Annotated in this window: 18 protein-coding genes; 8 read left to right on the top strand and 10 right to left on the bottom strand. The window is 70.5% G+C overall.

Going from position 1 to position 20,081, the window contains the following annotated elements; genetic code table 11:
- Positions 1 to 116: 116 nt before the first annotated feature.
- Positions 117 to 998 (bottom strand): LLM class F420-dependent oxidoreductase, encoded by an 882-nt coding sequence (locus AB0O15_RS34040; RefSeq protein ID WP_364327288.1) that lies wholly within the window; start codon positions 996 to 998, stop codon positions 117 to 119.
- Between the two features lie 9 nt (positions 999 to 1,007).
- On the bottom strand, positions 1,008 to 1,958 hold the full coding sequence (locus AB0O15_RS34035; protein WP_364327285.1) for an LLM class F420-dependent oxidoreductase: 951 nt from the start codon (positions 1,956 to 1,958) through the stop codon (positions 1,008 to 1,010).
- Between the two features lie 55 nt (positions 1,959 to 2,013).
- Here AB0O15_RS34035 and AB0O15_RS34030 point away from each other — a divergent pair, with 55 nt between their 5' ends.
- From AB0O15_RS34030 to AB0O15_RS34000, 7 genes are all read left to right on the top strand, one after another.
- A complete protein-coding gene (locus AB0O15_RS34030) occupies positions 2,014 to 3,039 on the top strand; it encodes an ABC transporter substrate-binding protein (RefSeq protein WP_364327282.1) in 1,026 nt (341 codons plus the stop codon).
- A gap of 13 nt (positions 3,040 to 3,052) precedes the next feature.
- Positions 3,053 to 3,850: an ABC transporter permease gene (locus AB0O15_RS34025; RefSeq protein WP_364327279.1), complete on the top strand. Its 798-nt coding sequence runs from the start codon at positions 3,053 to 3,055 to the stop codon at positions 3,848 to 3,850.
- Between the two features lie 24 nt (positions 3,851 to 3,874).
- Positions 3,875 to 4,900 (top strand): serine/threonine-protein kinase, encoded by a 1,026-nt coding sequence (locus AB0O15_RS34020; protein WP_364327276.1) that lies wholly within the window; start codon positions 3,875 to 3,877, stop codon positions 4,898 to 4,900.
- 83 nt (positions 4,901 to 4,983) lie between these two features.
- Entirely contained in the window at positions 4,984 to 6,198 is a 1,215-nt protein-coding gene (locus AB0O15_RS34015) for a PQQ-dependent sugar dehydrogenase (protein ID WP_364327273.1), read from the top strand.
- 29 nt (positions 6,199 to 6,227) lie between these two features.
- Positions 6,228 to 7,016, top strand: coding sequence for an SAM-dependent methyltransferase (locus AB0O15_RS34010; RefSeq protein ID WP_364327270.1), 789 nt, complete (start codon positions 6,228 to 6,230; stop codon positions 7,014 to 7,016).
- Between the two features lie 80 nt (positions 7,017 to 7,096).
- The gene (locus tag AB0O15_RS34005) at positions 7,097 to 9,616 is read left to right on the top strand and encodes a LuxR C-terminal-related transcriptional regulator (RefSeq protein WP_364327267.1); all 2,520 of its coding nucleotides are present in this window, start codon (positions 7,097 to 7,099) and stop codon (positions 9,614 to 9,616) included.
- Between the two features lie 127 nt (positions 9,617 to 9,743).
- Complete coding sequence (locus tag AB0O15_RS34000; RefSeq protein ID WP_364327264.1) at positions 9,744 to 9,917, top strand: hypothetical protein; 174 nt, start codon at positions 9,744 to 9,746, stop codon at positions 9,915 to 9,917.
- Positions 9,918 to 10,027: 110 nt separating this feature from the next.
- Here AB0O15_RS34000 and AB0O15_RS33995 read toward each other — a convergent pair whose 3' ends face one another.
- The 5 genes from AB0O15_RS33995 to AB0O15_RS33975 all read right to left on the bottom strand — a co-directional run bounded on the left by AB0O15_RS33995 (position 10,028) and on the right by AB0O15_RS33975 (position 15,450).
- Positions 10,028 to 11,536 (bottom strand): RICIN domain-containing protein, encoded by a 1,509-nt coding sequence (locus tag AB0O15_RS33995; protein ID WP_364327261.1) that lies wholly within the window; start codon positions 11,534 to 11,536, stop codon positions 10,028 to 10,030.
- Positions 11,537 to 11,657: 121 nt separating this feature from the next.
- The gene (locus AB0O15_RS33990; protein WP_364327258.1) at positions 11,658 to 12,608 is read right to left on the bottom strand and encodes an alpha/beta hydrolase; all 951 of its coding nucleotides are present in this window, start codon (positions 12,606 to 12,608) and stop codon (positions 11,658 to 11,660) included.
- Between the two features lie 35 nt (positions 12,609 to 12,643).
- Complete coding sequence (locus AB0O15_RS33985) at positions 12,644 to 13,585, bottom strand: NADP-dependent oxidoreductase (RefSeq protein ID WP_364327255.1); 942 nt, start codon at positions 13,583 to 13,585, stop codon at positions 12,644 to 12,646.
- Between the two features lie 116 nt (positions 13,586 to 13,701).
- A complete protein-coding gene (locus tag AB0O15_RS33980) occupies positions 13,702 to 14,523 on the bottom strand; it encodes a helix-turn-helix transcriptional regulator (protein WP_364327252.1) in 822 nt (273 codons plus the stop codon).
- Positions 14,524 to 14,625: 102 nt separating this feature from the next.
- Positions 14,626 to 15,450, bottom strand: coding sequence for a helix-turn-helix transcriptional regulator (locus AB0O15_RS33975; RefSeq protein WP_364327249.1), 825 nt, complete (start codon positions 15,448 to 15,450; stop codon positions 14,626 to 14,628).
- Positions 15,451 to 15,971: 521 nt separating this feature from the next.
- Between AB0O15_RS33975 and AB0O15_RS33970 the strand changes: the two genes are divergently transcribed.
- Positions 15,972 to 16,478 (top strand): cupin domain-containing protein, encoded by a 507-nt coding sequence (locus AB0O15_RS33970; RefSeq protein ID WP_364327246.1) that lies wholly within the window; start codon positions 15,972 to 15,974, stop codon positions 16,476 to 16,478.
- Positions 16,479 to 16,515: 37 nt separating this feature from the next.
- Here the strand turns inward: AB0O15_RS33970 and AB0O15_RS33965 are convergent, their stop codons facing one another.
- From AB0O15_RS33965 to AB0O15_RS33955, 3 genes are all read right to left on the bottom strand, one after another.
- The gene (locus AB0O15_RS33965) at positions 16,516 to 17,022 is read right to left on the bottom strand and encodes a MarR family transcriptional regulator (RefSeq protein ID WP_364327243.1); all 507 of its coding nucleotides are present in this window, start codon (positions 17,020 to 17,022) and stop codon (positions 16,516 to 16,518) included.
- Between the two features lie 75 nt (positions 17,023 to 17,097).
- Complete coding sequence (gene lon, locus AB0O15_RS33960; protein WP_364327240.1) at positions 17,098 to 19,404, bottom strand: endopeptidase La; 2,307 nt, start codon at positions 19,402 to 19,404, stop codon at positions 17,098 to 17,100.
- A 102-nt stretch (positions 19,405 to 19,506) separates the two neighbouring features.
- Positions 19,507 to 20,019 (bottom strand): SRPBCC family protein, encoded by a 513-nt coding sequence (locus AB0O15_RS33955; protein ID WP_364327304.1) that lies wholly within the window; start codon positions 20,017 to 20,019, stop codon positions 19,507 to 19,509.
- Positions 20,020 to 20,081: the final 62 nt, after the last annotated feature.

Below are 20,081 nucleotides of genomic sequence, written 5' to 3'. Positions count from 1 at the left end.
CCGTCCCGGCTGATCTCGGCGTGCGTGTGGACATCGATCGCAACGAGGCCGGCGACGTCCATCACGCGTCCGGGGCCTTCGGCGCGGGGATGCCGGCCTGGCAGTCGCTCGCCAGATCAACTGAACTGCGGAATCACCTCTTGGGCGAACCGCTGCATGGGCTCGTGGTCGTACGCCACCCGCGGCACGTAGACGATCACGTAGTCGGCGCCGGCCTCGGCCATCCGCTCGATCCGGCCCACGGTGTCCGCCGACGACTCGTTCAGATCCAGCTCCAGGCTCGTCGACTTGACGATCCGGTCGTAGTCGCGGCCCAGGTTGTCGCAGTGTCCGCGCAGCACCTCGAGCTTGCGGCGGATCAGCTCAGGGTCGCCGCCACCCACGTTGCAGGCGTCGGCGTACCGGGCGACCAGCTTCAGGGTCACCTTCTCGCCGCCACCACCGATCCAGAACGAGGGATGCGGCTTGCGTACGCCCTTCGGCTCGTTGATCGGCCGGTCGATCGAGTAGTACTTGCCGGAGAACTCCGGCCGCGGCTCGGTCCACATCTTGTGCACCACCTCGACCGCCTCCCGGAACGCCGCCATCCGCTGCGGCACGTCGGCCCACTCGTAGCCGTACGCCTTCCACTCCTGCTCGTACCAGCCGGCGCCGATGCCCGCGTAGAGCCGGCCGTGGCTGGCCACGTCGACGGTCGACGCGATCTTGGCGTACAACGACGGATGGCGGTAGCCGTTGCAGCCCACCATCTGGCCGATGTTGACCCGGCTGGTGTCCCGGGCCAGGGTCGAGGAGACCGTCCAGCACTCGAACGTCGTGTTCAGGGTGGGCTCGGGAATGGTGTGGAAATGGTCGTACACCCAGACCGAGTCCCACGGGCCCGCGTCGGCCAGCCGGGCGACGGCGGTCATCGCCTCGTACTGCTCGACCGGGTCGGCGATCTCCGTCAGGTCCATCTTCCAGCCCTGCGGCACAAACACTCCGAAGCGCATGCTCATGACCGCAACCTACCGCGATCTTGGCCGGTGTAAACGCCGGCCGGGAGTAAAGGCCGGCAGTACGTCCGACGCGATCAGATCCACGTGGTCCAGGTCCGCCATGTCGATGATCCGCAGGTAGACCCGGGACGCGCCGATCGCCGCCAGCTCCGCGATCCGGTCCACCAGCACCCCCGGCACGCCCACCACCGGGTCCTCCGGCGGCAACGCGCTGGGCACGTGCAACGGCGCCGCCCGCCGCCCGGCCTCCCGGTCCGTACGCCCCAGCGCCACCACCACCCCGGCCGACAACGCGACCGTCCGGCCGTACCGGGAAGCCGCCTCCCGTACCCGCCCGAAAGCCTCCGCCGTCTCCGCGACCGTGCGGAACGGCATGTTGAACTCGTCCGCGAAGCGGCCCGCCAGATCCGGGGTACGCCGCGGCCCCCGCCCGCCCACGATGATCGGCGGCCCCGGACGCTGAACCGGCTTCGGCAGCGCCGGAGCGTCCACCAACCGGTAGTGCTTGCCCTCGTACGAGTACGGTCCCGGCGCCGACCACAGACCCGTGATGATCTCCAACTGCTCGGCCAGCCGGTCGAACCGCTCACCGCGCGGCGGGAACGGGATGCCGTACGCCGTGTGCTCCCGTTCGAACCAGCCGGCGCCCAGGCCCAGCTCGATCCGGCCACCACTCATCGCGTCCACCTGAGCCGCCATGATCGCCAGCGGGCCGGGCAGCCGGAACGTCACCGAGTTGACCAGTGTGCCCAGCCGGATCCGGGACGTCTCCCGCGCCAGCCCGGCCAGCGTCAGCCAGGCGTCGGTCGGGCCGGGCAGGCCCGCGTCGGCGCCCATCGACCGGTAGTGGTCGGCCCGGAAGAACCCCTCGAACCCGGCGTCCTCGGCGTGCCGCGCCAGCCGCAGCTGAGTGTCGTAGGTGGCGCCACGGTGCGGCTCGGTGAACAGGCAGACACGCATCGAGGCAGACTAATACGCTAGACCGGGTCCAGCCCTCTCGGTCGGAAGGAAACACGTGCCCAGGAAGACCTTCATCCGTACGCTCGCAGCGGCGGCGCTCTCCCTCAGCCTCACCGCCGCGGCCGGTTGCGCCGGCGACACCGACCAGCCCGGCCCCGGCGCCCCGGCGCTCGAGAAGGTCACGTACCTGACCTCGTTCGGCACGTTCGGCCGCGACGCGTACGCCTACGTGGCCAAGGAGAAGGGCTACTTCCGCGACGCCGGGTTCGACGTCGAGATCAAGGCCGGTAACGGCAGCCTGGAGAACATCAAGAACGTCGTGGCCGGCCAGGTCCAGTTCACCCCCGTCGACCTGACCGGCGGCCTGCTCGCCGCCGGCGGTGAGCAGAAGGTCACCGGCTTCACCGCGGTCGCCGCGATCCAGCAGCACACCATGGCCGCGATCATGTCGCTCGAGGGCTACGGCATCACCGCACCGAAGGACCTGGCGGGCAAGACCCTCGCCGACACCCCGGGCTCTGTCGTTCGCAACCTCTTCCCGACGTACGCGAAGAAGGCCGGCGTCGACCCGGCCGAGGTGACGTTTGTCAACGGAACGCCGCAGACCCTCTTCAGCACCCTGGTCCAGCACAAGGTCGACGGCATCGGCCAGTTCGTCGTCGGCAAGCCCACCGTCGAGGGCATCGCGAAGAAGGACGCCGTCCTGCTCCCGTACCGCGACTTCCTCCCCGACCTCTACGGCAACGTGCTGATCACCTCCAGCGAGTACGCCAAGGAGCACCCCGACAAGGTGCGGAAATTCACCGCCGCCCTGCTCGAGGGCCTGCAGGACGCGATCACCAACCCGGACGAGGCCGGCGCTCTGCTCAAGAAGAACGTGGCCACCGCGAACCCGCAGAGCGCCGCCGCCGAGCTGGCCCTGATGGCGCCGTTCGTCCGCGGCGACGCCGGTGTGGTCGTCGGCGCGCTGGACCACGCCCGGGTCACCAGCGGCATCACCATCCTGCGGGAGTCCGGCCAGATCCCGGCCGGACTCACACCGGGCCAGGTCATCAGCTTCGACCTGGTGCCCAAGACCTGACCCGCGACGAGACATGACCGACACCGACCGGCCGAGCCCCCCGCGCCGTCGTACCGCCTCCGCCGTGCTCTGGCCCCTGCTCGGCCTGAGCGTGACGATCGGCGCCTGGTGGACCGCCACCACCGTGTTCGCCGTCAACACGGTGGTGCTGCCGTCCCCGCCCGACGTGCTCGACGGCTTCCAGCGCTACCGCGGCCTCCTGGTCGCGGAAACCTGGCACACCACCGTCGCCGCCGCGCTCGGCTTCGCCCTGTCCGCGATCGCGGGCGTGCTGATCGGGACGGCCATCGCGGCGTGGCGTCCGTTCGAGCGGATGTTCTCGCCGCTGCTGGTCGCCTTCAACGCGGTGCCGAAGGTGGCGCTGGCCCCGCTGATGCTGATCTGGTTCGGCTACGGGCGCACCCCGGTGCTGGCGATGGCCTTCATGGTCTGCTTCTTCCCGATCGTGCTGTCCACGGCGGTCGGTCTGACCACCACCCCCGCCGATCTGGCCGAGCTGGCCCGATCGGTGAACGCGACCCGATGGCAGACCTTCCGATGGGTACGGCTGCCCGCCGCGTTGCCGCAGATGTTCGTCGGACTGCGCGTCGCCATGCCGCTGGCGGTGATCGGGGTGGTGGTCGGCGAGATGCAGTACGGCGAGACCGGCCTCGGCATGATCATCGTGCAGACCAGCGGTCAGGGCGACACCGCCACGGCGTTCACCGCGATCACCCTGCTGGCCGTGGTCAGCATCGTGCTGTACTACCTTCTCCTGATGGTCGAGCGGCTCGCGCTGCCGTGGGTACGAGCCACGACATCAGCGCGCTGACGACGAATTCGCTGGGGGAAGCCGATGAGCACGCCGTTGCGCACGAGCGATCCGACCCGCCTCGGCGACTACGAGCTGCTCGGCCGCCTGGGCGCGGGTGGCATGGGCACCGTCTATCTCGGCCGTGGCGCCGACGGCCGCCGGGTGGCGGTCAAGACCCTGCGCCATGAGTACGCCTGGGACGCCGTGCTGCGCGGCCGGTTCCGCAGCGAGGTCAACCGGCTCCGCCAGGTCCCGCCGTTCTGCACGGCGGCCGTGCTGGACGCCGACCCGGACCACGAGCCGCCGTACCTGGTGGTCGAGTATGTGTCCGGCCCCAGCCTGGCCGACGAGATCCGGAAGAACGGTCCCCTCGGCCCCGATCTGCTGCCCGGCGTGATCATCGGCGTCACCACGGCGCTCGCGGCCATCCACGGCGCCGGGGTGGTGCACCGTGACGTCAAGCCGACCAATGTCCTGCTCACCCTGGGCGGCGTCAAGGTGATCGACTTCGGCATCGCCCGGCCGATCGACCTGACCAGCGAGCACACCCTGACCGGCCAGCTCGTCGGCACGGTCGAGTACATGGCCCCCGAGTGCTTCGACACGGTCGGCAGCGCGGTGAGCCCCGCCGCCGACATCTTCGCGTGGGGTGTGCTGGTGGCGTACGCCGCGACCGGCCGCACCCCGTTCACCGCCGGCACCGCCGCGGCCACGGCGGTCCGGATCGCCACCCAGCCGCCCGACCTCGGCGCGCTCTCGGGGCGGCTCCGCGATCTGGTCGGCCGCGCCCTCGCCAAACGACCCACCGACCGCCCGACCGCCCGCGAACTCCTCGACACGCTGCTCGGCACGGCGCCGGTCGCGGCCCGTCCGCCGGTTTCGCGGCCGGTCCCGCCGGCGATACCGCGGCCGCGGCCGCCCCAGCTCCAGAGGCCGACGCCGAGGCCGGCGGTTCGCGAAAACCCTCGCCACACCCGGGTCTTCGTCGTGCTCATGGTGCTGACCGGCCTGCTCGGCACGATCCTGACCCTCACCCTCCTGTGGGTGCTGGACGACTTCATCTCGTAGCCGGCCTTGACGACATCGGTGATGGTCGATGTATGGTGGGAGCGCTCCCAGACCGCGTCCGCCACTCTGCTCGAGGAGCCGACATGTCTCGTAGGCGTCATCGCCTGGCCACCCTGCTGGCCGGCCTGCTCGTTCTGGCCCTTTCCACGCCATTGCTGACGTCGGCGCCGGTCGCTGCCTCCCGTACCCATGCCGTGCCCCTGGCTGAGCTGACGGTGGTGTCCGAACAGGTGGCCTCCGGCCTGCGGCGCCCGATCGCGATCACCGGGCTGCCGGACGGCCGGATGCTGATCGCCGAGAAGGACGGCACCGTCCGCGCCTACCACCCCGCCACCGGCCTGTCGGCCGAGCCGCTGCTCGACCTGACCGCCCGGATCGACACGTCGGACAACGAGCGCGGCCTGCTCGGCCTCACGCCCGCCCCGAACTTCGCCCGGACCGGCATGCTCTACATCGCCTACACCAGCCTCCCGGCCGGTGCGCTGACCCTGGCGCGCGTGCCCATCAACGCTCCCGAGCGGCTGCAGGTGCTGCTCACCCAGGAGCACGCCGAGTACGGCAACCACAACGGCGGACAGGTGGCGTTCGGCCGCGACGGCTACCTCTACTGGTCACTCGGCGACGGCGGCCACGCGAACGACCCGTTCAAGTCCGGTCAGAGCCTCCGCACCCTGCTCGGCAAGATCGTCAGGATCGACGTCAGCCGCACGTGCGGGGCGAAGCCGTACTGCGTGCCCGTCACCAACCCGTTCGTCCGCGAGCCGGGCGCGCGGCCGGAGATCTGGCTGTTCGGGCTGCGCAACCCGTGGCGGTTCTCGGTCGACCCGGTCGACGGCTCGCTGTGGATCGGTGACGTCGGTCAGGGGCTGGTCGAGGAGATCAACCACATCCGCCCGTGGCAGGGCGGGGCGAACCTCGGCTGGTCCTGCCGGGAAGGCACCCCGATCTTCGACCAGCAACAATGCCGTCCCGGTGTGCGGTACACCGACCCGGTCTTCGAGTACGACCACTACAACGACAACTGCTCGGTGACCGGCGGCGTGGTGTACCGGGGCACGCTGACCCCGGAGGCGTGGGGAACCTACGTCGCGAGCGACTACTGCTCCACCCGGGTGTTCGCCGTGCGTCCCCGGCCCGAGGGCGGCTACGAGACCGCCACGATCGGCAACTTCCCCACCCAGCCGTCCGCGATCGGCACCGACGTGCACGGCGAGTTGTACGTGCTCAGCGACCTCCCGGGAGGGATGAGCCGGGTGCGGTTCGAGCGGGTACCGCCACGGGCTGCCCCGCCCGCCTGAGCGCCCCGCCGGCGCGGAAGAATGGCGTCATGACCGACGACTCCAGGTTGGACACCACGGTTCCGCATTCGGCGCGGATCTGGAACTACTGGCTCGGCGGCAAGGACAACTTCAAGGCCGACCAGGAGGCGGGCGACGAGGTCATCGCCCACATCCCGGACATACCCATCGGCGCGAGGTCCCACCGCACCTTCCTCAAGCGGGTGGTGAGATTCCTGGTCGAGGAGGCCGGCGTCCGTCAGTTCCTCGACGTCGGCACCGGGCTCCCCTCGGCCGACAACACCCACGAGGTCGCGCAGTCGCTCGACCCGCGCTGCCGGGTGGTCTACGTCGACAACGATCCGCTGGTCATGGCCCATGCGCGTGCGCTGCTGTCCAGCACCCCGGAAGGTGCCTGCGACTACCTCGAAGCCGACCTGCGCGAGCCCGAGACGATCCTCGCGTCCGCGCGGCAGACCCTCGACTTCTCGCAGCCGATCGGGCTCATGCTCCTCGGCGTCGTCAACCACCTCATGGACGACGACGTGGCGTACGACTGCGTCGCGCGGCTGGTGCGGGAAATGCCCGCCGGCAGCTACCTGGCGCTCACCCATTCCACCGCCGAGATCCACGGCGAGCCGATGCTGCGCGTGATGCGAGAGACCACCGAGCGCGGCGGTACGCCGATCCGCGCCAGGACGAAGGCCGAGCTCGAGCGCTTCTTCGACGGACTGGATCTGGTCGAGCCCGGCGTCGTGACGTGCTCGCGCTGGCGCCCCGAACCGCAGTCCGGCGAGCCGGAGGTCTACCTGTTCGGCGGCGTCGGCCACATCAGCTGAACTCGCCCTCGATCATCACGGCTATATTCGGCAAAGCCGTGGGTTCCCGTCCCAGGACGGCACGAGCGCACGGAGACGCCTTGGTCGAGCACGAGGACGACAGCCTGATCAAACAGGTCGAGTTCTACCGGCGACGGCTGGCCGCCGTGGCGGAGTCGGCCGGTAACACCACGGAGACGGCGGCGATGGCGGCCGCCTTCGCCGAGGCGCAGCGGGTGGCCGCCCGGGGGCTTCGGTCGGCCGTGGAACTCGGGCTGGAACGGGGGCTGAGCTGGCGGCAGCTCGCCGAGCTGCTCGACATCCCGGCCTCGACGCTGCACCGCCAGTACCGCAGCGGCGCCGCCATCCTGACGGCCCGCGAATCGCCGCCGGACCGGCCCGACGCGCCCTCGACGGCGGGCCGGGTGCCGCCGTGGTTCGACACCTTCGTCGGCCGCGAGCGCGAACTCGCCGACCTGACCGATCTGCTGGGCCGGACGCGGCTGCTCAGCGTCATCGGCCCGGTCGGTGTCGGTAAGACCAGGCTCGCCGCCGAGCTGGCCCGGCGCGTCGAGCCGGCCTACCCCGGCGGGGTCAGATGGGTCCCGCTGGCGCCCGTGACCAAGCCCTGGCAGGTGGCGTCGGCCGTCGGCACGGCGGGTGAGCCCTCCGCGACCGGAGCCGCCCTGCTCGTGCTCGACAACTGCGAACACGTGATCGACGGCGTGATCGACGTCGTCTCGAAACTGCGCGCCTCAACCCCGCAGTTGCACATCGTGACCACCAGCCGGGAGGCGCTGCGGGCCCAGGGCGAGACCGTCATGGTGCTCGAGCCGTTACGGGCCGATGCGGTACGCCTGTTCGGCACCCGGGCGTCGGAGTCGACACCCGGCTTCGAGGCCGGCGCCTGGGCCGGCGTCATCGCGGAGATCTGCGACCGGCTCGACGGTCTGCCGCTGGCGATCGAACTCGCCGCGGGCCAGATGGACGTGCTGACGCCGGAGCTGTTGCTGCCGAAGCTCGCGGATCGGTTCGAGCTGCTCGTCGACGCCCAGCGCGGGCCGGTCGGCCGCCGGCGAAGCCTTCGCGACGCGATCCGGTGGAGCTACGACCGGCTGGACGAGGCCGGACGCGAGGTGTTCGCCCGGCTCTCCGTCCTGCCCGGCGGGTTCGACGAGCAGAGCGCCGCGGCCGTGACGGCCGGCCTCGGCCTGCCCCGGGCGCGGTTGTCGGCACTGCTGACCGGCTTGGCCCGCAAGTCGCTGATCGTCCTCGACGCGCAGCGGCCGGGCCGGTTCCGGATGCTCGAATCGCTGCGGGCGTTCGGCCAGGAGGTGCTGCTCGACGCCGGCGAACTCGCGCCCACGCAGGTCTTGTTGCTGGACTGGCTGGTCGGCTTCGAACAGCAGCTGGTGAAGTACCCCGGGGGCGACGAGCTGACGACGATCGAGCAACGGATCGTCGCCGAGCTGGACAACCTCCGCCACGCGGTGAACGTCGCGGCCACCATCGGTCACCCGGCCCACCCGATCCTGTCCATCCTGCTCGCGCGTTTCCTCGCCAACACCTCCGACCTGGCCGAGGTGGAAAAACTGCTCACCGACGTGCTGAGCAACCCTCTGACGTCGCCGCCGCACCGCTCGAACGCACTGACCTGGCTCGCGAAGAACGACACCCGCCAGGGCGATCTCGACGCCGCGGTCCGCCACTCGAACGAGGCCCTCGCGCTGGCCCGTGAGCTCGATGACGTGGAGACGCTGGCGATCGCGCTCACCAGCGTGATGTTCACGCGCGGCTCCACCGGCGACCTCCGCGGCGGTGTCCGGGTCGGAGGGGAACTGGTCGCGCTGCTGCGGCGGGAGGATCGGGCCGGCCTGGCCGGGTGGGTCCTCAACAAGCAGGCCTGGCTGCTCGTCGCCGACGGCGACCTGGCGGCGGCGCGCGAGGCGATCGCGGAGTCCATCCGGATCTACGAGTCGCGGGCCGACCAGGCCGTGCCGATCGCCGGCCGGTTCGCCAACCACGCCGGGATGAGCCTGCTGCACACCGCCGCGGTGACGGCCACCCTGCAACGGGACGACGCGGCCGCCGCCGAGTACGTCACCGCCGTCCTCGCCATGGCGGTGCCAGATCGCGACACCGTCCTGAGCGCCATCGAATGCGCGGCAATCCTGGCGGTACGACAGCAGAAGTACGCGCTCGCGCTCACCCTGACCGCCGGAACGACCGCCGTAGGCCGCCCGGTGCAGGAATTCTGGACCCGGCACCTCGAAGCGGCGACGAGCACGGCCCAACACGCCATCGGCCCGGCGGCGGCCGGGGCGGCGGCGGCCAGGGGCTCCTCGATGACCGTCGCGCAGCTCACCGATCTGGCGGTCAGCGGGGGCACACCGGCCGACGAACCCCTCACCGACGTCCTGACCCGCCGGGAGCTCGCGGTGGCCCGGCGGGTGGCCGACGGTCTCACGAACGCTCAGATCGCGAAGGAACTCTCGATCAGTCCCCGCACCGTGGACAGCCACCTGATGAACATCCGCACCAAGCTGGAGGTCCGGACCCGGGTGGAGGTGGCGCTGTGGGTCGACCGGAACGGCAAGCACACCCGCCTACCAGGCGTATGACCGCGGGCCTCCCCCGGTCCGGGCCAGATCCGAGAGCCGCCGGTCATCCGGGTGGCTCGGTGAGGTTGCCGGCCGGCAGGTCCGGCGGCGGCGCCCTCGCCGGTGGCTGCTCTGGCACGGCGCTGCGATGGCCGGCTCCTACACCGCCTTGCTCACCGGCTTCTACGTCGACAACGGACCCCAACTACCGCTGTGGGACCGGCTGCCGCACCTCAGCTACTGGCTCCTGCCCGCCGCGGTGGCAATCCCGCTGACCTGGCGGGCTCTGGCCCGCAACAACGCTGTCGGCGGAAAGCGCTAGGTCGACTGTCCGCGGCGGCGGGCGCGAAGGAGTATGGGGGCCATGCGGGTTTCGGTCCTGTACTTCGCGGACGGCCCGAAGTGGGTGGATGCTGGACCCCGCCGACGAGGTCAGCCGCGATGCCACTTCTGGTTGGTGCCGCCGTTGCAGCCCCACAGGTGGAGTTCGGCGCCGTCGGCGGCGTTCCAGTTCTTGACGTCCACGCACTTGTTCGCGGCCGGGTTGACCAGGGCGCCGGCGGCGGTGAGGGTGAACTGCTGCGCCTGGTTGCCCGAGCACGTCGCGATCTGGATGACGGCCCCGTCCTGGGTGGAGCCGCCGGCCACGTCCATGCACATGCTGTTGCGGGTCCGGAGCGTGCCCCCGGTGAACTCCCACCTCTGGTTCTCGCCGTTGTTGCAGGTCCAGGTGGTGAGGCGTTGACCGTTGCTGTAGTTGGAGCCGGGCACGTCGATGCACTTGTCGCTGAAGTTGCTCAGGACGGCGTTCGTCGTGCCGGTCGGCCGGGACGACGGGGTGACCGCCTGCATGACGACCGCGCCGATGGCCTCGACCGTGGTCGTGCTGTCTCGTGGAGTCTGCGCATCCCAGCGGTTCCACGACAGGTTCAGATCGGTACGGCGCACACCCCACGCCGCGTCCGCGTTGCGCTTCATCCAGTCGTAGTACTGGGCCCACAGGCTGTTCTGCCGGACGAATTCGCCCATGCCCCGGGCGAACTCCGACTGCCAGGTGCCGTCCCGCCGGCCATCGGTCAGCAGCCCGTTGACGGTCCGGGCGCGGATGACCCAGTCGGTCGTACGCCTGGCGTCATCGAAGATGGACGACCGGCCGTTGTTGCGGTAGAGAGCTTGCGCCGCACCGACGAAGGCGCCCGCGGAGTAGACGGTCTGACCGCCGGAGAGATCGCCGGCGGCGGTTATCGTCTCGTGCACGGCGCCGGTGCCGCGGTCGAGCAGGGTGCGCCAGACCCAGTCGTAGATCGCCTGCGCCTTGTCCAGGTAACCGCGGTCGTTGGTCGACTCGTAGATCAGCACACCCAGAATGACCGCGGGGCTGTTGCTGAGGGCGTTCTTGTCCGCCTTGTCGACGCTCCACCAGACGCCGCCCCCGAGCGCGCCGTCCCACCCTCGGTCGTAGACCCGGTTGAAGGCGTACCGGGCCTGATCGAGGTAGGTTCGGTTGCCGGTGATCCGGTAGCCCCGGATGAAGGCGAGGCCGGCCCAGAGCAGGTCGTCGTTGTAGTTGTTCCAGTTCCAGTCGTAGAGCCCGCCGGATCCCTGGTTCTGCTGCAGGAAGGTGTCGAGAAGGCGGCCGATCAGGTCGCGGGTGGCGGAGCCGCGGGTGCTCTCGTAGACGTCCTCGGCCGCCTGGATGGCCAGCGCCTGGCGCCAGAAGTAGTCCTTCTCCCCCACGGTCAGCGATTCCTTGTAGTAACGCTGATTGCCGTTGCTCACCAGCAGCGCGCTGTTGAGCGCGTCGAACGCGGCGTTCGTGTTGGCGGTGAGCGGAGCGACCGCGCGTGGAATGGTGTCCGCGTCGCTCCGCACCGTGGTGACGGCGATCGAGGTCGTCACCACGGTGGCAACCAGCGTGAGGAGGGAGATTCGCCTGATCATCGATGTCCTCCGGAGCAGGGCGGGGGGCGAGGAACTGCTGCCATGCTCGCAAACTAATCGACTGCTATCAATGCGCAATTCGCGCAATCACGCGGATCGCGTTCCCATCCGGGACGCGGGCTCAGACGGATTTGAGGACGCGTACGCGGTCGGCGATGGCGCGCCGGGCGACGTCGGCGGTGAAGGCGATGGAGTCGAATTCGTGCGGGGCGCCGGGGTGCAGATGGAATTCGACCGGTACGCCGGCGCGGCTCAGCGTCGTCGCGTACGCCATGTCCTCGTCCCGGAAGACGTCGATCTGGCCGACCTCGATGTAGGCCGGCGGCAGGCCGGTCGCGTCCTCGAGCCGGGCCGGCGCCGCCGTGGCCGGGACGTCCGGTCCGCCGGCGGCGTCACCGAGCAACGCGGGCCACGCGGTGCGGCTGTCGTCATAGGACCACAACGCGCCCGGCTCGATGTACGGGTCGGGCGTGGTCGTGCGGTCGTCCAGCATGGGCATCAGCAGGATCTGCCGCGCGATCTTCGGGCCGCCACGTTCCCGGGCGAGGATCGTCAGGGCCGCCGCCATGCCGCCGCCGGCGCTGTCGCCCATCACGCCGACCCGCTCGGCGTCGACGCCCAGGTCGTTCGCGTGCTCGTGCAACCACCGCAGCGCCGCGTACGCGTCCTCGACCGGCGTCGGGAAGGGGTGCTCGGGCGCACGCCGGTACTCGACCGACAGCATCGGGACACCGCTGGCCGACACGTACCGGGACACCGGTCCGTCGAACAGGTCGATGTGACCGAAGATGTATCCGCCGCCGTGGAAGAACAGTACGGCCGGGCCCGGCGCCGCGCCGTCCTTGACATACCAGCGCATCTTGATCCGCGTTCCGTCATCCGCCGTCGCGTAGTGCTCGCTCGTGCGCACATCGACCGGGATCGGCTGCGCGGCGCCGGATGCGCCGATGATCGGCTCCCACAGGGCGCGGCGGCCCTCGACATCGCCCACGGCCGGCGGCTTGGCCTCGGCCATCGCGCCGGCCATCGGGGCCAGCGCCGCGGCGATCTCGGGATCCAGTGACAGTGACATGATCGTTCCCTTCCAGGTTGCTGAGGGCCGGCGGCTCAGGGCGCGACGACGACGGTCTTGCCGCTGGGCAGCGCGCCGGCGGCGGCCTGGGCGTGGACCGCCGGCAGGTCGGCCAGGGGCACCCGCTGGGCGACGTCGACGTGGAGCTCGCCGGAGTCGGCCAGCGCGACCAGGCGGGCGAGCTGCCCGGCGTCGCTGCGCACGAACAGGTCGATGCCGCGTACGCCGCGCTCGTCGTCCGAGGGCGCGGGCATCCAGACCGTGGTGTTCACCAGCACACCGCCCGGACGGATCAGGGTGACCAGGGCGGCCAGCCGCGCCGGGTCGACCGGGGCGAGGTTGAGCACGACATCGACCGGCTCGCTCACCACCGCGGCCACCTCGGTGGTGGTGTGGTCGACGACCTCATCGGCGCCCGCCTTGGTGGCCTGCTCACCGCTGCGGGGACCGGCGACGGCGATGACGTACGCGCCGGCGTTCTTGGCCAGCTGCACGGCGTAGCCACCGACCCCGCCACCGGCCCCGTTGATCAGCACACGCTGCCCCGCGGTCAGCTTCGCGTGCTCGAACAACGCCTGCCACGCGGTCAGCCCCACGGTCGGCAACGCGGCGGCATCGGCCAGCGCGACACTCGCCGGCGCGGCCGTCAGAACCTCGGCCGGCGCCACGACGTACTGGGCGGCCGCGCCGTCGGCGCCCATCGGCAGGAACCCGACCACCTGATCGCCGGCCTCGACCCCGGTGACGCCCTCACCCAGCGCCTCCACCGCGCCGGCCACGTCGATGCCCGGCGTGTGCGGCAACGCCACCGGGATGGGCCCCTGCATGAATCCGCCGCGGATGTTGCCGTCGACACCGTTGAACGACGTCGCGGCCACCCGGATCAGCACCTGTCCGGCCCCAGCGACCGGCTGCTCCACGTCCTCGAGACGCAGAACACCCGGGTCGCCGTACTCATGGAAACGCACTGCCTTCATCACCAGCACCTGGCCTTTCGATAATCTGTATGTGCTTCGATTTCGAAGCACATTTGAACCGTAGCATGCTTCGAGTTCGAAGCAAGGAGATGTGAGCGGGCCGACAGCCGCGCGGGTCAGCCGATGACGGCCAGCAGCTGGAGGTTGCTGTGGCTCGGGGAGCCGGGTGTCGCGGAGAAGACCAGCAGCTCCTGAGCCTGCTCGGGGTCGACCAAGCGCTGGCAGTACAGCTCCAGCTCCCCCAGCTCGGGATGCCGGTACCGCTTGAGGTCGTGGTGGTGCGTCACATCCACCTCGTGCAACCGCCAGACCTCGGCGAACTCACGACTGGCCGTCAGCAGCGCCGCGACGATCTCACCGGCCCGGCCCGCGGGGTCGGTCGTGTAGGCCGCCCTGATGCCGACGGTGAAGACGCGGCCCCGCACGGGGTGGTCCTCGTCCGGGTACAGGTCACGGCTGGCCGGGTCGGTGAACCAGCGGTAGACCAGGTACCGGGACAACCCGCTGAACCGGGTGTAGTCACCGAGCAGCGCGACCGCCGGACGGGTCTGCAGCAACGTCTCGCCGAACCGGGACATCACCAACGCCGGGGTGTCCGCCAGCCGATCGACGATGCGCATCATCGTCGGAGAGACATGATCGTCGCGCCGCACCTGCCGTGGCGCCGGATGCCCGCCGAGGTCGAACAGGTGGTCCCGCTCGCTCAAGCTCAGATGCAATCCCCGGGCCAGCGCGGCGAGCATCTGCTCGGACGGCTTCGGACCCCGCTGCTGCTCGATCCGGCTGTAGTAGTCGGCCGAGATGCCGGCCAGCGCCGCCACCTCTTCACGCCGCAGGCCACCGGTCCGCCGCCGGAGGCCCCGCGGAAGCCCTACATCCTCCGGCTGCAGCACCTCGCGGCGCGCCCGGAGAAAATCGGCCAGCAGTGCCCGGTCCATCGTCAGCCTCCCTACGTTCGACTGATCGAGCGTCGCGGAAACCGGAACGCGGATGAAGGTCGTCCTTATCCAGGGACGAGTTGTCCCCCTCACCCGGGCCGACTAGTTCTGCCGGGTCAGCAGGAGCTGGAGCTTGTCGAAGCTGGGCGAGCCGGGCGTCGCCGAGAAGACCAGCAGCTCCTGGGCCTGATCGGGGTCGACCAGGCGTTGGCCGTACAGCTCCAGCTCTCCCAGCTCGGGATGCCGGTACCGCTTGAGGTCGTGATGGTGGGTCACATCCACCTCGTGCAACCGCCAGACCTCGGCGAACTCGGGACTGGCGGCCAACAGCGCCGCCACGATCTCACCGGCCCGGCCGGTCGGGTCGGCCGTGTACGCCGCCCTGATGTCAACGGTGAAAACCCGGCCCCGCAGCGCATGGTCCTCGACGGGATAGATGTCGCGGCTGGCCGGGTCGGTGAACCAGCGGTAGACCAGGTACCGGGACAGGCCGCTGAACCGGGTGAAGTCACCGAACAACGCGACCGCCGGGCGGGTCTGCAGCAACGTCTCGCCGAACCGGGACATCACCAGGGCCGGCGTGTCCGCGAGACGGTCGACGATGCGCTTCATGGTCGGGCTGACCTGGTCGTCGCGGAGGATCCGGCGCGGCGCCGGGTGCCCGGCGAGGTCGAACAGGTGGTCCCGCTCGCTCAGGCTCAGATGCAGCCCCCGGGCCAGCGCGGCCAGCACCTGCTCGGACGGCATCGGACCCCGCTGCTGCTCGATCCGGCTGTAGTAGTCGACCGACATACCGGCCAGCGCCGCGACCTCTTCACGCCGCAGGCCACCGGTCCGCCGCCGGGGACCCCGCGGCAGCCCGACATCCTCCGGCTGCAACACCTCACGACGCGCCCGAAGGAAATCGGCCAGCAGTGCCCGGTCCATTTGCCTCCCAGCCCCCCAACGACGTGCCAACGGTATCGAGAAACCGGCTCACCCGGATCGGTAATTCACACCACCGCTTTACGCGGTGCTACGCACACCCAGCGTCATACTCCGCGTCGCTCCCAGGGGAAACGGTCGCGCCTGGTGTCCCATTCCGGAACGGCCGGTGCGGCGGCGGTCACATCGACACTCATGGTCCCGACACGACATGATGCGGCCCCGAGGCGACATGCGAGTGCTGGCCGCGTTGACCGGGGGCGCGGTGCGGCGTTGCGCCGCGTCCGGCGTACGCCTGATCCTGCTCAGCGCCGCGGACCCCTCGGACCGGCTGCCCCTGGGCCGGGTCATCCGCCGCCGGGCCACCGCGCTCACCGCGATGGTCGGCGACCTGGCCGACCAGCATCGCCGTTCCCCCGCTGTCGCCGGCGACATAGGTCCCCGCGGTCGCTCCACCGGGAGGCGAGTCATCCGGGGTTCACCTGTGCCTGGATGCGCCCGGCGAGCTCACCCAGACTCGCAGCATGACGACTATTCCCGATGACGACCCCACCCGTTCGCTGACCGTGGCCGATCACGACAACCCGGCCACGAAGTTCGTGTCTCTGGTGGGCAACACGTACGCCCTGCTGATCACCGGCGAGCAGACCGGCGGCCGGTACTGCCTCATCGACATGCGCGTGCCCGACGGTGGCGGCCCGCCGCCGCACCGGCACGACTTCGAGGAGATGTTCACCGTCCTCGAGGGCGAGATCGAGTTCACCTTCCGCGGCGAGAAGCACACCGTGCGGGCCGGGTCCACGGTCAACATCCCGGCCAACGCGCCGCACTTCTTCCGCAACGTCTCCGGCGCACCGGCCCGCATGCACTGCATGTGCACCCCGGCCGGCCAGGACGAATACTTCCTGCGCATCGGCACCGCCGTCGACGGCTGGGACGCACCACCACCGCACCTGTCCGACGAACAGGTCACCGAGCAGCGCCGCCGAGCCGCCGAGCTGGCCGCCACCTATCGCAGCGTGTTCGTCTGACCCGTCTCGGCCCCCGACGCGGGACGGCATCGACCCGTCAGCCGGGTCGATTACGTCCCGCGCGGGGCCGGGCTGACCGTGGCGGGGTGGCGCGCATGTGTTCGCGGACGCGGCCGAGAACGGTGCTGAGCGCGGCGAGGTCCCCCTCGGCCATCGGTTCGAACAGCAGCCGCCGGACGTCGTCGACGTGGCCGGGCAGCACGTGGGCGACCAGGGCGCGGCCGGCGTCGGTGACCGACACGATCACGCTCCGCTCGTCGTCCGGCGACGGCGAACGGACGACCAGGCCACGCTTGGCCAGCAGGCCGGCCTGATAGGTGAGCCCGCTGCGGCTGTAGACGATGCCGTCGGCCAGATCGGTCATCCGGAGCCGGCCGTCCGGCGCGTCGGCCAGCCGGGCCAGGATCTGGAACTGCACGTAGCTCAGATCGCCGGCGGCTCGCAGATGCTCGTCGACCGCGTACTGAAGAAGGCTGCTGACCTCCATCAGGGCGAAGTACGCACCAAGCTGGTCGGCGTTGAGGCCGGGCCTCGGATCACTCACCCGCATGATCGTACTTGCTTAGAATTCGAAGTGCGTCGCCGGACCCGGCGACGCACTTCGAGCACGGCGGAGCGCTCAGCCCACCATCGTCGTGGTGGACACCGGCTCCAGGGCGGCGTTCAACACCTCCCGGACGTCGGAGACGACGTGCACCGTCAGTGCCGCCAGCACGTCGGCGGGGACGTCGTCGAGGTCGGGTTCGTTGCGCCGTGGCAGGTAGACCTCGGTGAGCCCGGCCCGCTGAGCGGCGAGCAGCTTCTGCTTGACACCGCCGATGGGCAGGACCCGGCCGGTCAGCGACACCTCGCCGGTCATGCCGACCTCGGCGCGGACGTTGCGGCCGAGCAGCAGCGAGACCAGCGCGGTGGTCATCGTGACACCGGCCGAGGGCCCGTCCTTGGGCACCGCGCCCGCGGGCACGTGCAGATGGATCGGGTGGTCCAGCTGCTCCGGGGAGATGCCCAGCTCCTCGGCGTGGGCCCGGACGTAGGACAGCGCGATCTGCGCCGATTCCTTCATCACGTCGCCGAGCTGGCCGGTGACCGACAGGCCGCCTTTGTCGCCGGGCAGCAGGGACGCCTCGATGTAGAGGACGTCACCACCCATGCCGGTCACCGCCAGGCCGGTAGCCACGCCGGGGATGGCGGTGCGCTCGGCCGATTCCGGAGTGAACCGGGGCCGGCCGATCAGGCTGGTGAGGTCGGCGGCGTCGACGGTGGCGGGCAGGTCGCCCAGCGCGGCCCGGCGGAACGCCTTGGCCAGCAGCCGCTCCATCGACCGTACGCCGGCCTCCCGGGTGTAGTTCGCGGCGATCTCACGGAGCGCGTCCTCGGTGACGGTGACCTCGCCGGCCGACAGCGCGGCCCGCTCCAGCTGCCGGGGCACCAGGAAGTCGCGCGCGATGGCCACCTTGTCGCTCTCGGTGTACCCGTCGATCGAGATGAGCTCCATCCGGTCGAACAGCGCCTGCGGGATCGTGTCGAGCACGTTCGCGGTCGCGATGAACACCACGTCGGACAGGTCCAGGTCGAGGTCGAGGTAGTGATCGCGGAAGGTGTGGTTCTGGGCCGGGTCCAGCACCTCCAGCAGCGCCGCGGCCGGGTCGCCGCGGTAGTCGCTGCCCACCTTGTCGACCTCGTCGAGCAGGACGACCGGGTTCATCGAGCCGGACTCCCGGATGGCCCGCACGATCCGCCCGGGCAGCGCACCGACATAGGTCCGGCGGTGGCCACGGATCTCCGCCTCGTCGCGGACGCCACCGAGGGCGACCCGGACGAACTTGCGCCCGAGCGTACGGGCGACCGACTCGCCCAGCGACGTCTTGCCGACTCCGGGCGGCCCGGCCAGCAGGATCACCGCGCCGGACCCACGGCCACCGACAACCGCCAGGCCACGGGACTCCCGCCGGGCGCGGACGCCGAGGTATTCGACGATGCGCTCCTTCACCTCATCCAGCCCGTGATGATCGGCGTCGAGCACCGCCCGGGCGGCGCTCAGGTCGGTGTTGTCCGCGGTGCGGACGTTCCAGGGCAGGTCCAGGACGGTGTCGAGCCAGGTGCGGATCCAGCCCGCCTCCGGGTTCTGGTCGCCGGCGCGCTCCAGTTTGCCGACCTCGCGCAGCGCCACCTCACGGACCGCCTCGGGCAGGTCGGCCGCCTCGACGCGGGCGCGGTAGTCGTCGGTGCCCTCGGCCTCGTCCGCACCGAGTTCCTTGCGGATGGCCTTGAGCTGCTCGCGCAGCAGGTATTCCCGGTTGCGCTTCTCGACCGACTCGCGGACGTCGTGCTCGATCTTGTCGCTGACCTCGGACTCGGCGAGGAAGTCCCGGGTCCATTCGATCAGCAACCGGAGACGGGCCTGGACGTCGGGCGTCTCCAGCAGTTCCCGCTTGCGGTCGCTGTCCAGGTAAGGAGCCCAGCCCGCGGTGTCCGCCAGGTCGCCGGGGTCGTCGATCGCGCTGACCGATTCGATGACCTGCCAGGCCTCCCGGCGCTGCAGGACCGAGACCAGCAGCTCCTTGTACTCGGCCGCCAGCTCGCGGTCGCGGTCGCTCGGCGCGCCGGCCTCGACCGGTTCGACCTCGACCCACAGCGCCGCGCCCGGGCCGGTCACGCCGCCGCCGATCCGGGCGCGGACGCCCGTACGCAGCATGGCCGCCGCCGATCCGCCACGGGACTTGCCGACCTGTTGGACGCTCGCCACGACGCCGTGGGACGCGTACCTGTCCTCGAGCCGCGGAGCGATCAACAGCTCGGAGCCCGCTGAGGTGCGGGCCGCGTCGACGGCGGCCTGAGCCGCTTCATCCAGCTCGACCGGGACGACCATGCCGGGCAGCAGGACGATGCCGTCGAGAAACAACACGGGGAGACGCTTGCCGCTCATCCCGAACCTCCGAAAGTTGAGTATGTGCCGCTCAACCCCGAAGGCGCCGGCCCTCTTCCGGCGTTCACTGCGGGCGAAATCGAGCCGCCCCGGCCGGCCCGCCTACACGACGCTCGTCCGCTGTTCGGCCGCGCGCACGCACCGCGCGAGGGCGGCGACCATGTAGCGGCGCCAGAGCGGCGTGAACGGGCCGGCGAGAACCCAGCGGCGGCCGGGAAGCGGCTTGAACTCGTAGGTCCACCGGATCAGCGTGCCCGGCCCGTCGGGGTTGAAGTTCCATTCGCCTCGAACGCCGCTCGCGAGGCGGGAAAGGACGTTCGTGAACCCCGTCAGCTGGTACGCGAAACTCGAACCTTCGGTGTATTCGGTCAATTGTTCGTCGGCTTGCGATCCGTCGTCGAACTGAGGATTTCTGGTCGGGCCGGGGTGATCCCAGGCTTCGGTCTGATTGGCCACGCTGGTGATGCCGGGAAATGGCGCCACCGGGCGGAAGACGCTGGGCAGGTCGATCGGGGCGATCACTCGGAAAGCGTCACCCGGCGCCGCCGAGGTCCGCTGCTGGACGGTGATCGAAACAGTGTTGTCGGCCGGGCCGATCAGGAGCGATATCGTCATGCCGACAGTCTGCGATGACCGGCACACCGCAAACAGGCACAGCTCGTCCCTGGATGGCCGAG

The organism is Actinoplanes sp. NPDC089786, assembly GCF_040684855.1.
GTDB lineage: Bacteria > Actinomycetota > Actinomycetes > Mycobacteriales > Micromonosporaceae > Actinoplanes.
The sequence above is the reverse complement of the archived record's forward strand: the minus strand, read 5'-3'. Positions and strand labels throughout refer to the sequence as shown.